Raw genomic sequence first — 13,020 nt, forward strand, 5'->3', positions numbered from 1 at the left:
CGCTTCCCACATGCCGATAGCCCGTGTCCTGATCATCGCCGGCTCGGATTCGGGCGGCGGCGCCGGCATCCAGGCGGATATAAAGACGGTCACGCTGCTGGGCGGGCACGCGATGACCGCCATCACCGCGCTGACCGCGCAGAACACGCTGGGCGTGACGGCAGTCCATGCCGTCCCGGCCGATATGGTGATCGCCCAGATCGACGCGGTGGCGGACGACATCGGTGTCGACGCGGTCAAGATCGGGATGATCGGGTCGGCCGCGATCGTCGATGCGGTGGCCGATCGGCTCGATGCGCCCGATCTGGCGGGCATCCCGCTGGTGTTCGATCCGGTGATGATCGCGACCAGCGGCAGCCGGCTGGCGGACGAGGCGACGATCGCGGCGTTCGGCCGGCTGATGCGGCGGGCCGCGGTGTCGACGCCCAATCTCGATGAACTGGGCGCTCTGGCCGGCACGAAGCTGTCGGGCGAGGAGGGTATAGCCGCAGCCGCGGCGAAGCTGATCGGGCAGGGTAGCGGCCCGATCCTCGCGACCGGCACGGGCGTGGTCGCGGGCCAGCTCACCGACTTGCTGTTCGCCGAGGGCGGGGAGCCCCGGCGCTGGCTGGCCGACCGGATCGACACCATCCACGATCACGGCACCGGCTGCACGCTGGCGAGCGGCATTGCCACCGGGCTGGCGCAGGGCTTGCCGCTTCCCGATGCGATCAGCCGTGCGCGGGATTTCGTGCGGGCCGCGTTGCTGGCGGCGCCGGGATTGGGGCAGGGCCACGGCCCCATGGGGCACCGGGCGATCGACTGAACCGGTTCCGCCGTGCAGGCTCAAGCCTGTGGGACAGGTTCCAGCCCGAGCAGCGCTGCCAGCCGTTCACGGTTGAAGCTGATGTCGGCGAGGCTGTAGCGGTCGAGCACCGCCAGGAAGGCGTCGAGCGCCTCGCGCAGCACACCGGTCAGGCCACAGGCCGGAGCGACGACGCACTCCCCGCAATCGGCGAGTTGCAGGTCGTTCTCCGACGCGCGCACCACCTGGCCGATGATGATCGCCGCCGGCGCCAGGGCAAGTCCGATCCCGCCGCCCCGCCCGCGCACCGTACGGACAAAGCCTTCACGGCCCAGCATGTTGACCACCTTCATCAGGTGATTTTCCGAAATCGAATAGGCGCGCGCAATCTCCGCGATCGAGGTCAGGCGATCCGGGCGGGCGGCGAGATGGATCAGCACGCGCAACGCATAATCGGTGTGGCGGGACAGGCGCATGCCGGCAAGCTACGCGATTTTAAAGATATATTCAATTTGCATCTTTTAATGACTCGATATAGATGCATCTCATATGCATCTTTAAGAGGGACATGCAGAACCATGACGCTTTCTCCTGATATCATCGCCATCGTGAAGTCGACCGCACCGGCGCTCCAGCAGCATGGCCTCGCCATCACCCAGCGCATGTATGAGCGGCTGTTCGTCGACCCCTCGATCAAGGCACTGTTCGACATGGCCGCGCAGGAATCGGGCGAGCAGCCGAAGCGGCTCGCGGCGGCGATCCTGGCCTATGCGAAGAACGTCGATAATCTCGGCGCGCTCACCCAGGCCGTCGAGCGGATGGCCCAGCGGCATGTCGAGACCGGGGTGAAGCCCGAACATTATCCGGCGGTTGCCGCGGCGCTGCTGCCGGCGATCAAGGACGTGCTGGGCGATGCGGTAGACCAGAAGACGCTCGACGCCTGGGGAGAGGCCTATTGGTTCCTCGCCGACATCCTGATTGGGCGTGAGGCCGAGAAATATGCCGGGGTCGCGGCATGATGCTCCGCGAGAGCTTCGATCTCGACCTGCTGGCGATCGAACTGGCGGCGGAGCAAGGCCAGGCCTGGCATGAGATGGGCGATTTTCCCGGTTACACGCGCAACATCTGGCGCGAGTCGGCGCGGATCGAGGTGATGTAGCGCATGCCGGGGGCGAAGATCGAGGCGCGGCCCCCGTGCTTCGACGGTCGCGAAGGCTGGCTGGTCCGCCTGCCCTGAAGGGGGCGATAGGATAGGATGGCGCCGGGCTTGATTTGACAGGCGAGCGCGGCCGCTTCATGCGGTCGGTTCGTTCAGGAGAGCTCGATCCCATGACGCCCGAAGAGCAGCAGCTTCGCATTCTCGCGCCCGTGAAGGGCAATTGGTTTCACAGTTTCGAGGCGATGCCCGGACTGTGGACGGCCGGCCATAAGAGCCGGGAGGTCATGGAGTTCGAGCTCGAGCATTGGCGCTTCCCCGCCGACCTGACGGGCAAGACCGTGCTCGATATCGGTTGCGCGGACGGTGGGTTCAGCGTTGCCGCCCTGCAGCGCGGCGCGCGTTCCGTGCTGGCGGTCGATGAGCAGGTGACCACGGGCATGCGGCATTTCAACGCCGTGCGTCCCTATCCGGAGATCGAATTTCGCCAGGTCGGCCTGTTCTCCGACGCATTCATGGCGCTGCCGAAGTTCGATTTCATCATCTTCGCGGGCGTGCTCTATCACGTCCACGACATGCTGGAAGCGCTCAAGCGGGTGCGTTCCAAGGCGGCCGGCACGGTGATGCTGGAGACGGTCTATAATCAGACGCTGGGCGCCTGGCCGCCGGCCGCGATATTCTATGAGAAGGACGAGTTCCATAACGACCCGACCAACTGGTGGGCACCGAACTTCGCCTGTCTCGAGGCGATGCTGCGCGTCGCTGGCTTCGATTTCGAGCGGACTCTGCCGGCGGGGCCGGAGACCGGGCTTACCGAAGGACGGGCGGCCTATCTGCTGACGCCCTCATCCGAGGGGTTGTTCGGATCGATCACCGAGAGCGCGACCGGCAGCCATTCGATGCTGGAGGAGGCGCACCAGCTTATCGACCGGCTGCGCGCCGAGAATGCCGAGTTGAAAGCGCGGTTGAAGTCGTAAGCGACAGGCCAGACAAAAAAGCCGCCCGGATCGCTCCGGGCGGCTTTTTGTCGTGCGCGGTCAAAGCGATCAGGCTTCGGCGTCGCCCTCGGCGTCCGCAGGCTGCTCGAGTAGTTCCGCGCTGATCTCGCCGGGTTCGGCGTTGGGATCATAGGCCTCGGTGAAGCCGGCCTCGTCGCGTTCGAACATCGACGCCATGACGTCGACGCCCTGCGACTGCAGTTCGGCCTCTTCGGGCGAGCGGGCGACATTGACCCGCAGGGTGCGGGCGACTTCCGCATGCAGCGAGATCTTCACCTCGTGCAGGCCGATCGTCTTGATCGGGCGGCCGAGCACGACCCCCGACTTGGCGACCTTGATGCCGTCCTCGGCGAGCGCCTCGACGATGTCGCGGGCCGAAACCGAGCCATAGAGCTGGCCGGTGTTCGAAGCCTGGCGGATCAGCGTCACCGACTTGTCGTCGAGCGCCTTCGCCTCGGTCTCGGCATGGCCGCGACGGTTGGCGTTGTCGGCCTCGATCTGGGCGCGGTTCGCCTCGAAGACCTTCTTGTTGGCCTCGTTGGCGCGCAGCGCCTTCTTGCGCGGCAGCAGATAGTTGCGGGCAAAGCCGGCCTTGACGGTGACGACGTCGCCGATCTGGCCAAGCTTCTCAACGCGTTCGAGCAGGATCACGTCCATGTGGTGGTCCTCCCTTCCTTACTTGACGATGTAGGGAAGCAGCCCGATGTGACGGGCGCGCTTGATCGCCTGGGCGAGTTCGCGCTGCTTCTTGGCGGACACCGCAGTGATGCGGCTCGGGACGATCTTGCCACGCTCGGACACGAAGCCCTGGAGCAGACGGACGTCCTTGAAATCGATCCGGGGAGCGTCCTTCGCGGAGAAGGGGCAGCTCTTGCGGCGACGGAAAAATGCGCGTGCCATCTTCTATGTCTCCCTTACGAGGCCGCGAATTCGCGGTCTTCGCGACGCGGACGATCGCCGCGGTCACCCCGATCGCCACGGTCGCCGCGATCACCACGGCCGCCACGACCATCACGGTCGCGGTCGCTGCGACGCATCATCGCGGACGGGCCCTGTTCGTGCTCGTCAACACGGATCGTCATGTAGCGGATCACGTCTTCGTTGATCGCGGTCTGGCGCTCCAGCTCGGCGACGACGCCCGCGGGGCCATCGATGTGAAGCATCACATAATGCGCCTTGCGATTCTTCGCGATGCGATAGGCGAGGCTGCGCAGGCCCCAGGTCTCGGTCTTAACGACCTTGCCCTGATTGTCCTCGACGATCTTGGTGGCGGCTTCCGCCAGCGCGTCGACCTGAGCCTGGGCCAGATCCTGACGCGCGAGAAACACATGCTCGTAAAGAGCCATGTTCGCGTCTTCCTTTTCTTGCCGATCGCTGACGCCGTGCCCATCACGACGCCCCTCCGGCTTTCTTCGGCTTTCGGCTATTGGTCCAAAAGCAAGCGGGGCGGAGAGACAGGCTCCCACCCCGGCTGGCGCGGCCTATGGCGGAAACCGGCGACGAAAGCAAGGGAACAGTGGCGCGGATGCCGGGTTGAGCGCAGGATGCCCGAAACATGTTCAGGATGAACCCGATCCGCGCGGCCCTGGGGCTGCCGATCGCCGTCGCGCTGGCTATGTCCGCACCGGCTACAGCGGCGTCGCCGCGTCAGATCATCGCGGAAGCGGCGTTTCGGACGCGGGACAAGCCGGTGGCGCTGGCCCAGCTGGCGGACGCGGAAAACATCGCCGCCGCCCAGCTTGTTCGCGATCCTGCCAACCGCGAGGCGCGGCTGCTGCGGGCGATGGCCATAGGCTATAGGGCCAAGCTGAAGCACAGCCGCCGCGATGCGCTGGCCGCCCGCGCCCAGTTCGAGGAGCTGGCCGCGGCCGATCCGCGCGATGCCGAAGCTGCTGGGGCGGTCGGCACCTGGCATCTGGATGCCGTGGTCGACCTGGGCGGCATGGTCGCCGGTATGGCGATCGGCGCGAAGAAGCCGATCGGCTTGGCGCAGATGGACCGGGCGGTGGCACTTGGCGGCAAGCGCGCCTTCTATGCCGGCCTCGCCGCGCTGCTGCGGCTGGCGATCGACCCCGACGATGCGCGCGGTCGCTCGCTGGCCCAGTTTGCCAGCACCGCGCCTGCACCTGAACTGCTCGATCGCCAGATGCAGAGCAGCGTGATCGCGGTGCTGGCGGCGCTGAAGTCGGGGGAGGCCAAGCGCGCCGGGAAGCTCGCCCGGCAATCGCTGCCCTTTGGTCGGCTGAACAGATAGGCTTGCCTAGCGGCTGATGCTTTCCTACTGGCGCACCCCAAGTTGGGAGAAGCTTCGATGCGCGCATTCATCTTTCCGGGGCAGGGCAGCCAGGCCGTCGGCATGGGCCAGGCACTCGCCGATGCCAGCACGGTAGCACGTGAAGTGTTCCAGGAGGTCGACGACGCGCTGGGCCAGCATCTCTTCCGCCTGATGGTCGAAGGGCCGGCCGACGAACTGACCCTGACCGAGAATGCCCAACCCGCGATCATGGCGAACGCTATCGCCACCTTCCGGGTGCTGCAGAAGGAAGGCGGGATCAGCCTGGCCGACAAGGCGGCCTTCGTCGCTGGCCATAGCCTGGGCGAATATAGCGCGCTGTGCGCCGCCGAGGCGATCGACCTCGCGACTACCGCAAGGCTGCTCAAACTGCGCGGCCAATCGATGCAGGCGGCGGTGCCGGTCGGCGTCGGTGCGATGGCGGTGTTCCTCGGCCTCGATTTCGAGGGCGCCAGAGCGGTCGCGGACGAGGCCGCCCAGGGTGAGGTCTGCCAGGCCGCCAATGACAACAGCAATCGTCAGGTCGTCGTCTCCGGCCATAAGGGCGCGGTCGAGCGGGCAATCGAGATCGCCAAGGGCAAGGGTGCGCGCCGCGCGATGCTGCTGCCCGTCTCGGCGCCGTTCCACTGTTCGCTGATGCAGCCCGCCGCCGACGCCATGGCCGAGGCGCTGGGCAAGACGGCGGTGCAGGCGCCGCTGGTGCCGGTCTATGCCAATGTGCTGGCGGCGCCGGTTTCCTCGCCCGACGAGATTGTGAAGTTGCTGGTCGAGCAGGTGACCGGCACGGTGCGCTGGCGCGAGAGCGTTGCGGCAATGGCAGGTGCCGGCGTCGAGCAGTTCGTGGAGTTCGGTGGCAAGGTGGTCGGCCCGATGGTCAAGGACATCACCGATCAGGCGTCGGCGACCAGCGTGGTGACCATGGCCGACATCGAGGCGCTGGCGGCTTCGCTGTAATTCGTCGCTCCATCCGTTCGTCATTCCCGCGAAAGCGGGAATCCATGGACGGCGGGGCGTTTGATCCAATAGGGAATCGTGACCGTGGATTCCCGCTTTCGCGGGAATGACGGGGAGGGAAGGGACGGCAAGCATGTTCGATCTTTCAGGCATGACCGCGCTGGTTACGGGCGCTTCGGGGGGCATCGGCTCGGCGATCGCCAGGGCGCTGGTCGCGCAGGGCGCGAAGGTCGCGCTCTCAGGCACGCGTGAGGATGCGCTGAAGGCGGTCGCGGCCGAGATCGGCGGCGATACGGTGATCGTGCCCTGCAATCTCGGTGACAGCGCGGCGGTCGAAGGGCTGATCCCGGCGGCGGTCGAGGCTCTGGGCGGCAAGCTCGACATCCTCGTCAACAATGCCGGCGTCACCCGCGACGGCCTGATCATGCGGATGAAGGACGAGGATTGGGATCAGGTGATCTCGGTCAACCTCGAAGCCGCCTTCCGGCTGATCCGCGCTGCGACCAAGCCAATGATGAAGGCGCGGTTCGGCCGGGTCATCACCATCACCTCGATCGTCGGCACCACCGGCAATCCGGGCCAGGCCAATTATGCGGCGTCCAAGGCCGGCCTGGTCGGCATGTCGAAGGCGCTGGCGCAGGAGCTGGCGAGCCGCAACATCACGGTGAACTGCGTCGCGCCCGGTTTCATCTCGTCGGCGATGACCGACGTGCTGCCCGACGCGCAGAAGGATGCGCTGCTGGGCAAGATTCCCGCCGGCAAGCTGGGCGAGGGCAGCGACATCGCCGCCGCCGTCGTCTATCTGGCCAGCCCCGAGGCATCCTATGTCACCGGCCAGACGTTGCACGTGAATGGTGGCATGGCGATGATCTGACGGAATGGCGATGTATTGCGTCGCCGTTCCTTCATCAAACCATGCTTGCAAGCAAACACAGCCCCCGTTAGGGCAGGCGAAAGAAGAGCTAAGGAAGGTTCAGAATATGAGCGAGACCGCTGAGCGCGTTAAGAAGATCGTTGTCGAGCATCTGGGCGTCGAGGCCGAGAAGGTCACCGAGGAAGCCAGCTTCATCGACGATCTGGGCGCGGACAGCCTCGACATCGTCGAGCTGGTGATGGCCTTCGAAGAGGAATTCGGCGTCGAGATTCCCGACGACGCGGCTGAGAAGATCGCGACCGTCAAGGACGCCATCAGCTATATCGAGAGCCACAAGGGCTGATCGTTCCACCCGCCGGCCGTTGATCGACCGGGGCAGGTGACCGAGCCGAGGCTTTTGAGCGGCTCCCCGACCCCGGACTTTCCGATGGGACGGGGAGCCGCTTTGCCGTTCGAGATAATATGGAGAATGCCATGCGTCGCGTGGTCGTAACCGGATTGGGTCTTGTCACGCCGCTGGGCGCCGACGTCGAGACGGCGTGGGCGAACCTCATCGCCGGCAAGTCGGGCGCAGGCCCGATCACACGCTTCGACACGACCGACCAGGTCTGCAAGATCGCCTGCGAGGTGAAGCCCGCCGATCATCCCTATGGCTTCGATCCGAACAAGCGGGTGGACCACAAGGTCCAGCGCCAGGTCGATCCCTTCATCATCTACGGCATCGATGCCGCCGGCCAGGCGCTTGAGGATGCCGGCCTGACCGAGATGAGCGAAGAGGAGAGCTATCGTGCCGGCCTGTCGATCGGTTCAGGCATCGGCGGCCTGCCCGGCATCGCCAGCGAATCGATCGTCTGCGAAACCAAGGGGCCGAAGCGCGTTTCGCCGCACTTCGTCCATGGCCGGCTGATCAACCTGATCTCGGGCCAGGTCTCGATCAAATATGGCCTGCGCGGGCCGAACCATGCGGTCGTCACAGCCTGCTCGACCGGCGCCCATGCGATTGGCGATGCCGCGCGGATGATCGCGATGGACGATGCCGATGTCATGCTGGCGGGCGGCGCCGAGGGCGCGATTTGCCCGCTCGGCATTGCCGGCTTCGCCCAGGCGCGTGCGCTGTCGACCGATTTCAACGACCAGCCCGAAAAGGCCTCGAGGCCTTATGACAAGGCTCGCGACGGCTTCGTCATGGGGGAGGGCGCGGGCATCGTCGTGCTCGAGGAATATGAGCATGCCAAGGCGCGCGGCGCCAAGATCTACGCCGAGGTGATCGGCTATGGCCTGTCGGGCGACGCCTATCATGTGACGGCGCCGCATCCGGAAGGCTCGGGCGCCTATCGCTCGATGGCGATGGCGCTGAAGAAGTCGGGGCTGCAGCCGTCCGACATCGACTATATCAACGCGCACGGCACCTCGACCCCGCTCGGTGACGAGCTGGAGGCAGGCGCAGTCCGCCGGCTGTTCGGCGATGCGCTCAAGACGGTGTCGATGAGCTCGACCAAGTCGGCGATCGGCCATCTGCTGGGTGGTGCGGGCGCGGTCGAATCGATCTTCTGCATCCTTGCGATGCGTGACCAGATCGTGCCGCCGACGCTCAACCTCGAAAATCCGAGCGACGGGCTGGAGGATTTCGACCTCGTGCCGCTCAAGGCGAAGAAGCGTCAGGTCAAGGCGGTGCTCAACAACAGCTTCGGCTTCGGCGGTACGAACGCCAGCCTGATCATGCGCAAGCTTGAGGATTGAGGCGGCGTAGGAGGCCTTCGATGATCCGCCGCATCATCGCGCTGCTGCTGCTGCTCGCGATGATCGGCGGCGGCGCGGCGGCCTGGATTTCGCGCGACTGGTGGGCGGAGGGGCCGCTCGACGAGCAGATCAGCGTCCAGATCAGGAAGGGGGACACCCTTGCGTCTGCGGCGCGCGCTCTGGAGAAGGCGGGGGCGATCCGATCGACCACCAACTTCCTGCGCTTCGCCCGGCGCTTCGGCCCCGACGAGCCGATCCGCGCGGGTGAGTTTGAGATACCGGCCCGCGCCAGCGGATCGGAAATCCTGGATATCCTTCAGCACGGCCAGGCGATCCAGCATCTGGTGACGATCCCGGAGGGGATGCCGTCGATCCTGGTCCACGAGCGGTTGATGGCCGAGCAGGGGCTGACCGGGTCGATTCCGGTTCCGGCCGAGGGCTCGGTGCTGCCGGACAGCTACAGCTTCGAGGCCGGCGAACCGCGCGCCGCCGTCCTCGCGCGCATGCAGGCGGCGATGCGAACCGCGCTCGACGAGGCCTGGGCGGCCCGCAAGCCGACGACCGTCGTCACCAGCAAGCGCGACGCGCTGATCCTGGCCTCGATCGTCGAGAAGGAAACCGCGAAGGCGAGCGAGCGGCCGATGGTCGCGGCCGTCTATTCCAACCGCGTCCGTCAGGGGATGAAGCTCCAGGCGGACCCGACCGTGATCTACCCGATTACCCAGGGTAAGCCGCTCGGCCGCCGCATCCGCCGGTCCGAACTCAACGCGGTCAACGGCTACAACACCTATGCTTCAGCGGGCCTACCCGATGGACCGATCGCCAATCCCAGCAAAGCGGCTATCGAGGCGGTGCTCGATCCAGCCAAGAGCCCGGCGCTCTACTTCGTCGCCGATGGCAAGGGCGGCCACGTCTTCGCCAACACGCTGGCCGAGCATAATGCCAACGTCCAGCGCTTCTACGCGATCCGCAGATCGCGCGGGGAAATGTAGTCGCCGGCGTTAGCGCAGCCAGCCCTTCCGCTTCGCCGACTGTGCCAGCCACAGCTCCAGCGCATCGATGATGATGATCACCGCCGGGAAGATGGCACCGCTCCAGCCGAGCAGGTCCTGAATCTGGAGCACAGCGAAGCTGTAGCCATATTGGATGACCACGGCGATCAGCGAGACCAGGTAGAGCGGCCGTGCCCAGTCGCGCCGCGCGAGCAGTGCCGCCGAACCCAGCGTCGCCGTCCACACCGCTATGCCGTAGGTCCACCATTGCCACGCCGGCATCATCCGGAAGCTTTCGGCCGCCGGCTTGCCCATCGCCGCGACCATCTCGTCGTAGCTCATGTGTATCTGGGTGTAGAAGAAGTAGATGCCGATCGCCCCCCACAGCAGCAGCAGGACACCGGCAACATAGAACCATTTCGGTACGCTCAGGCTGTCGTTCATGGTCACTTTCCCCCGGTTGTGAAATGGAGATTGGTGTGAAGACGCATGCGCGGGCGGCGATCCTGCATCGCCGCTCGACTCATCCCAGCAATCCTTGCGTCTTGGCCCAGCACGCGAAGCCGATCTGGGCAATCGCCACGAGCGCGACGAAGCCGGGAAAGGCCAGCGACGCGACGCCAAAGCGGCTGGCACCCTTGTAGACGACGAAGAACCAGCCGAACTGGACGATGACGCCGACCAGCGATGCGATGAACAGCGGCCCGGCCGCGGCACAGCGACAGAGCAGCGCGACCGCCCCGAGCAGGCCCGCGCCCACCGCCACGACATAGGCGGCCTTGGCGGTGACCGGCATCGCCAGCCAGGCGTCGCGCTGGCCCTCCGGCAGCCCGGCAAGCTTTTCGGGGCTCGCGGTCATCTGGCTGAAACAGGCGAAGCAGCCGATCGCGTTCCAGATCAAGAGGATGCCGGAAACGATCCAATACCACGTCGGAACCACAGCGATCCTCCCCCTATCGCCCAGCGCAGGGGAGAATGCGCCCAATGGGACAGGATTACAATGCTGCGGGGCCTATTCGGGTGGTCGAGGCCTTGATCGGGCCAAGCCGAATGGCCCGTCCCGATCAACGTCTACAGTTTCAGGCCGCTGGTTTCGGGCAGGCCGAGCGCGATGTTGAGGTTCTGGACAGCCGCGCCGGCGGCGCCCTTGCCGAGATTGTCGAGGGTTGCGATCAGCCGGGCCTGCCCGGCCTTCTCGTCCGCATAGACATAGAGGTCCAGCCGGTCGGTGCCGGCGGCAGCCTCGATCGTCAGCACCGGCGGGTTGTCGCGGTGGACCCGAACGACCCGGCTGCCCTCATAGGCCGCCGCGAGAACGCTGCGTATCGCCTCGCCGTCCGGCCGGCCGGGGAGCAGGTGGAGATGCAGCGGCACCTCGACCAGCATGCCGCGATAGGTGCGCGCGACCGAAGGACAGAAGATCGGCGGATGGCTAAGGCCCGCGCGCTTCTGCATCTCGGGAACATGTTTGTGGCCGAGGTCGAGCGCATAGGCGCGGAAGGCCGTGTCGGTCGCTTCCGGGGACGCGGGATCCTCGAACATCGCGATCATCGACTTGCCGCCGCCGGAATATCCCGAGACCGCGTTGACCGAGAGCGGCGTATCGGCGGGGAGCAGGCCATCGCGTACCAGCGGCCGGACCAGCGCCAGGAAGCCGCTAGGATAGCAGCCCGGGTTCGAGATGCGGGTCGCCGTGCCCAGTGCTTCGCGTTGCCCGGGCTCCAGTTCGGCAAAGCCGTAGAGCCAGTCGCCGGCGGTGCGGTGTGCGGTTGAGGCGTCGACGATCCGGACACGGGGATTCTCGATCAACGCCACGGCTTCGCGCGCGGCGTCGTCGGGCAGGCACAGGACCACCGCGTCGGCGGCGTTGAGGGCCTCCGCGCGCGCGGCGGGATCCTTCCGCCGACCCTCCGGAATGGCGATCAGCTCGATATCGTTCCGGCCCGCGAGCCGATCGTGGATTTCGAGGCCCGTGGTGCCCGCGGCACCGTCAATGAAGACCTTCGCGGTCATGCTTCCATTCTCCGCCGGCTCAGGATCGGCCGGTCATGACTATGTTCGAGGCGGGCGACCACATCGGCCAGGGGTTCGATCACAACACCCATCCAATGCGCGTTGGCATGGAGGAGGTTGTTCTCATCCACCATCAGCCCGACATGGCCGGGAAAATTGACGATGTCGCCACGTCGGAGCCGGGCCTCCTCGGGCAATGCCGTGCCCAGCATCTCCCGCTGCATGTCGGTATCGCGCGGGGCGGATATGCCACAGGCGCCGAGCGCCGCCTGGACGAGGCCCGAGCAATCGATCCCGTCCGCACCGCGCCCGCCCCATAGATAGGGCATGCCCAGGAAGCTTTCGGCGACGGTGACCGGATCTCCGGACAGCGCGTCGAGCGGTGCGACATGGCGGCGATGGATGAACCCCGCGCCGGTATCGAGAAAGGTGCCGCTCAATGTGCCAGCGACGCGCGCGCCGAAGGGCAGGGTGGCGATCGCCGGCGTCTTGATCGAGGGGCCGGCGAAGACCAGCGCCTCGCGGACGCTTACTTTGTGGCTGCGCTCTGAGGGGGCGCCAAGAAGGGCCGCCGGCACATAGCCGACATAATGATCGTGGAGCGAGAAGCCCCAGGCCCAGCCGCCGGCTACGTCAAGCGCCGCGAAGCCTTCCCCCGGCAGCAATTGGGACACCGCTTCGGCATCGGCGCCGGCAGCTTTGCGCATCATCGTCGCCGACGCCGCCATCAGCGCCATCGGGGTCGCATAATGGGGCGCGAACAATGCGCCGGCCAGGGCTACATCGGCAATGTCGGGGCGAAAGGCATTGACCCGTGGATCGAGCCTGCGGGTCGGTCCATCCAGATGAAAGGCGGTCGCAGGCCCCCGGCCGCCCGCGGTGCCGTCAGCCGCGAACCTTCTCGAGATCGATGGACTTTCCGAAGGCATCGAGGAAGGCGGCCCCTTTTTCGGTCTTGGCGACAAAGATGTTGCGACGGTCATTATCGTCGCGTTCGCGGCGCAGATAGCCGAGCGAGCCCAAGGTATTCAAGGCGCGCGTTATCACCGGCTTCGACACGCCGAGCTGTTGAGCCAAGCCGCGCACCGTATGAGGCCCTGGGGTGATGTAGCTGATCAGCAGCAGCGCCATCTGCCGGTTCGTCAAGTCCGGTTGGCCCGACCGAACATAGGAGACCAGCGCCCGCATCCAGGAGGAAAGCTGATTTTCGGCCATT

19 protein-coding genes are annotated in these 13,020 nt (G+C 66.1%); 10 read left to right on the plus strand and 9 right to left on the minus strand.

What is annotated here, in order from left to right; genetic code table 11:
- Positions 1–10: 10 nt before the first annotated feature.
- Entirely contained in the window at positions 11–805 is a 795-nt protein-coding gene (gene thiD, locus CMV14_RS11395; RefSeq protein ID WP_066959010.1) for a bifunctional hydroxymethylpyrimidine kinase/phosphomethylpyrimidine kinase, read from the plus strand.
- A 20-nt stretch (positions 806–825) separates the two neighbouring features.
- On the opposite strand, the gene CMV14_RS11400 is transcribed toward thiD, so the two are convergent.
- A complete protein-coding gene (locus tag CMV14_RS11400; protein ID WP_066959011.1) occupies positions 826–1,260 on the minus strand; it encodes an Rrf2 family transcriptional regulator in 435 nt (144 codons plus the stop codon).
- 102 nt (positions 1,261–1,362) lie between these two features.
- Between CMV14_RS11400 and CMV14_RS11405 the strand changes: the two genes are divergently transcribed.
- The 3 genes from CMV14_RS11405 to CMV14_RS11415 all read left to right on the plus strand — a co-directional run bounded on the left by CMV14_RS11405 (position 1,363) and on the right by CMV14_RS11415 (position 2,917).
- Positions 1,363–1,803, plus strand: a complete 441-nt coding sequence (locus CMV14_RS11405) for a globin domain-containing protein (RefSeq protein ID WP_066959012.1) — start codon at positions 1,363–1,365, stop codon at positions 1,801–1,803.
- Positions 1,800–1,943: a hypothetical protein gene (locus CMV14_RS27140; RefSeq protein WP_238147266.1), complete on the plus strand. Its 144-nt coding sequence runs from the start codon at positions 1,800–1,802 to the stop codon at positions 1,941–1,943. The genes CMV14_RS11405 and CMV14_RS27140 overlap by 4 nt, the downstream gene beginning before the upstream one ends.
- Positions 1,944–2,113: 170 nt before the next feature.
- A complete protein-coding gene (locus tag CMV14_RS11415; RefSeq protein WP_066959013.1) occupies positions 2,114–2,917 on the plus strand; it encodes a class I SAM-dependent methyltransferase in 804 nt (267 codons plus the stop codon).
- Positions 2,918–2,986: 69 nt separating this feature from the next.
- Here CMV14_RS11415 and rplI read toward each other — a convergent pair whose 3' ends face one another.
- From rplI to rpsF, 3 genes are read right to left on the minus strand one after another with little or no spacing between them, the layout of a single operon-like run.
- Entirely contained in the window at positions 2,987–3,595 is a 609-nt protein-coding gene (rplI, locus tag CMV14_RS11420; RefSeq protein ID WP_066959014.1) for a 50S ribosomal protein L9, read from the minus strand.
- 18 nt (positions 3,596–3,613) lie between these two features.
- Positions 3,614–3,838: a 30S ribosomal protein S18 gene (rpsR, locus tag CMV14_RS11425; RefSeq protein WP_066959015.1), complete on the minus strand. Its 225-nt coding sequence runs from the start codon at positions 3,836–3,838 to the stop codon at positions 3,614–3,616.
- 14 nt (positions 3,839–3,852) lie between these two features.
- Positions 3,853–4,284, minus strand: a complete 432-nt coding sequence (gene rpsF, locus CMV14_RS11430; protein ID WP_066959016.1) for a 30S ribosomal protein S6 — start codon at positions 4,282–4,284, stop codon at positions 3,853–3,855.
- 209 nt (positions 4,285–4,493) lie between these two features.
- On the opposite strand from rpsF, the gene CMV14_RS11435 reads away from it, so the two are divergent.
- The 6 genes from CMV14_RS11435 to mltG all read left to right on the plus strand — a co-directional run bounded on the left by CMV14_RS11435 (position 4,494) and on the right by mltG (position 9,791).
- Positions 4,494–5,192 carry a hypothetical protein gene (locus CMV14_RS11435; RefSeq protein ID WP_238147267.1) on the plus strand — a complete coding sequence of 233 codons (699 nt, stop codon included), beginning with the start codon at positions 4,494–4,496 and terminating at the stop codon, positions 5,190–5,192.
- A 57-nt stretch (positions 5,193–5,249) separates the two neighbouring features.
- A complete protein-coding gene (gene fabD / locus CMV14_RS11440; protein WP_066959017.1) occupies positions 5,250–6,185 on the plus strand; it encodes an ACP S-malonyltransferase in 936 nt (311 codons plus the stop codon).
- 133 nt (positions 6,186–6,318) lie between these two features.
- Complete coding sequence (gene fabG, locus CMV14_RS11445) at positions 6,319–7,059, plus strand: 3-oxoacyl-[acyl-carrier-protein] reductase (protein WP_066959018.1); 741 nt, start codon at positions 6,319–6,321, stop codon at positions 7,057–7,059.
- A gap of 106 nt (positions 7,060–7,165) precedes the next feature.
- On the plus strand, positions 7,166–7,402 hold the full coding sequence (locus CMV14_RS11450) for an acyl carrier protein (protein ID WP_011950940.1): 237 nt from the start codon (positions 7,166–7,168) through the stop codon (positions 7,400–7,402).
- A gap of 131 nt (positions 7,403–7,533) precedes the next feature.
- Positions 7,534–8,799, plus strand: a complete 1,266-nt coding sequence (fabF, locus tag CMV14_RS11455; protein ID WP_066959318.1) for a beta-ketoacyl-ACP synthase II — start codon at positions 7,534–7,536, stop codon at positions 8,797–8,799.
- 20 nt (positions 8,800–8,819) lie between these two features.
- Positions 8,820–9,791, plus strand: coding sequence for an endolytic transglycosylase MltG (gene mltG / locus CMV14_RS11460; protein ID WP_066959019.1), 972 nt, complete (start codon positions 8,820–8,822; stop codon positions 9,789–9,791).
- A 9-nt stretch (positions 9,792–9,800) separates the two neighbouring features.
- Here mltG and CMV14_RS11465 read toward each other — a convergent pair whose 3' ends face one another.
- The 5 genes from CMV14_RS11465 to CMV14_RS11485 form a co-directional block, all read right to left on the minus strand.
- Positions 9,801–10,235: a hypothetical protein gene (locus CMV14_RS11465; RefSeq protein ID WP_066959020.1), complete on the minus strand. Its 435-nt coding sequence runs from the start codon at positions 10,233–10,235 to the stop codon at positions 9,801–9,803.
- A gap of 79 nt (positions 10,236–10,314) precedes the next feature.
- Entirely contained in the window at positions 10,315–10,731 is a 417-nt protein-coding gene (locus CMV14_RS11470) for a hypothetical protein (RefSeq protein WP_066959021.1), read from the minus strand.
- A gap of 131 nt (positions 10,732–10,862) precedes the next feature.
- A complete protein-coding gene (gene argC / locus CMV14_RS11475; RefSeq protein ID WP_066959022.1) occupies positions 10,863–11,804 on the minus strand; it encodes an N-acetyl-gamma-glutamyl-phosphate reductase in 942 nt (313 codons plus the stop codon).
- Positions 11,801–12,733 carry a C40 family peptidase gene (locus CMV14_RS11480; protein ID WP_066959023.1) on the minus strand — a complete coding sequence of 311 codons (933 nt, stop codon included), beginning with the start codon at positions 12,731–12,733 and terminating at the stop codon, positions 11,801–11,803. Before CMV14_RS11480 ends, argC begins: the two co-directional genes overlap by 4 nt.
- Positions 12,690–13,019 carry a MarR family transcriptional regulator gene (locus CMV14_RS11485; protein ID WP_083215646.1) on the minus strand — a complete coding sequence of 110 codons (330 nt, stop codon included), beginning with the start codon at positions 13,017–13,019 and terminating at the stop codon, positions 12,690–12,692. Before CMV14_RS11485 ends, CMV14_RS11480 begins: the two co-directional genes overlap by 44 nt.
- Position 13,020: the final 1 nt, after the last annotated feature.

This window comes from Rhizorhabdus dicambivorans (assembly GCF_002355275.1).
GTDB lineage: Bacteria > Pseudomonadota > Alphaproteobacteria > Sphingomonadales > Sphingomonadaceae > Rhizorhabdus > Rhizorhabdus dicambivorans.

Bases quoted from the DNA above. Each gene is read 5' to 3' on its own strand.
- CMV14_RS11415 (WP_066959013.1), top strand. From the start codon at position 2,114: ATGACGCCCGAAGAGCAGCAGCTTCGCATTCTCGCGCCCGTGAAGGGC.
- CMV14_RS27140 (WP_238147266.1), top strand. From the start codon at position 1,800: ATGATGCTCCGCGAGAGCTTCGATCTCGACCTGCTGGCGATCGAACTG.
- CMV14_RS11400 (WP_066959011.1), bottom strand. From the start codon at position 1,260: ATGCGCCTGTCCCGCCACACCGATTATGCGTTGCGCGTGCTGATCCAT.
- fabG (WP_066959018.1), top strand. From the start codon at position 6,319: ATGTTCGATCTTTCAGGCATGACCGCGCTGGTTACGGGCGCTTCGGGG.
- CMV14_RS11465 (WP_066959020.1), bottom strand. From the start codon at position 10,235: ATGAACGACAGCCTGAGCGTACCGAAATGGTTCTATGTTGCCGGTGTC.
- rpsF (WP_066959016.1), bottom strand. From the start codon at position 4,284: ATGGCTCTTTACGAGCATGTGTTTCTCGCGCGTCAGGATCTGGCCCAG.
- CMV14_RS11480 (WP_066959023.1), bottom strand. From the start codon at position 12,733: ATGCCTTCGGAAAGTCCATCGATCTCGAGAAGGTTCGCGGCTGACGGC.
- rpsR (WP_066959015.1), bottom strand. From the start codon at position 3,838: ATGGCACGCGCATTTTTCCGTCGCCGCAAGAGCTGCCCCTTCTCCGCG.
- CMV14_RS11405 (WP_066959012.1), top strand. From the start codon at position 1,363: ATGACGCTTTCTCCTGATATCATCGCCATCGTGAAGTCGACCGCACCG.
- mltG (WP_066959019.1), top strand. From the start codon at position 8,820: ATGATCCGCCGCATCATCGCGCTGCTGCTGCTGCTCGCGATGATCGGC.
- thiD (WP_066959010.1), top strand. From the start codon at position 11: ATGCCGATAGCCCGTGTCCTGATCATCGCCGGCTCGGATTCGGGCGGC.
- fabF (WP_066959318.1), top strand. From the start codon at position 7,534: ATGCGTCGCGTGGTCGTAACCGGATTGGGTCTTGTCACGCCGCTGGGC.
- argC (WP_066959022.1), bottom strand. From the start codon at position 11,804: ATGACCGCGAAGGTCTTCATTGACGGTGCCGCGGGCACCACGGGCCTC.
- CMV14_RS11485 (WP_083215646.1), bottom strand. From the start codon at position 13,019: ATGGCCGAAAATCAGCTTTCCTCCTGGATGCGGGCGCTGGTCTCCTAT.
- rplI (WP_066959014.1), bottom strand. From the start codon at position 3,595: ATGGACGTGATCCTGCTCGAACGCGTTGAGAAGCTTGGCCAGATCGGC.
- CMV14_RS11450 (WP_011950940.1), top strand. From the start codon at position 7,166: ATGAGCGAGACCGCTGAGCGCGTTAAGAAGATCGTTGTCGAGCATCTG.
- fabD (WP_066959017.1), top strand. From the start codon at position 5,250: ATGCGCGCATTCATCTTTCCGGGGCAGGGCAGCCAGGCCGTCGGCATG.
- CMV14_RS11435 (WP_238147267.1), top strand. From the start codon at position 4,494: ATGTTCAGGATGAACCCGATCCGCGCGGCCCTGGGGCTGCCGATCGCC.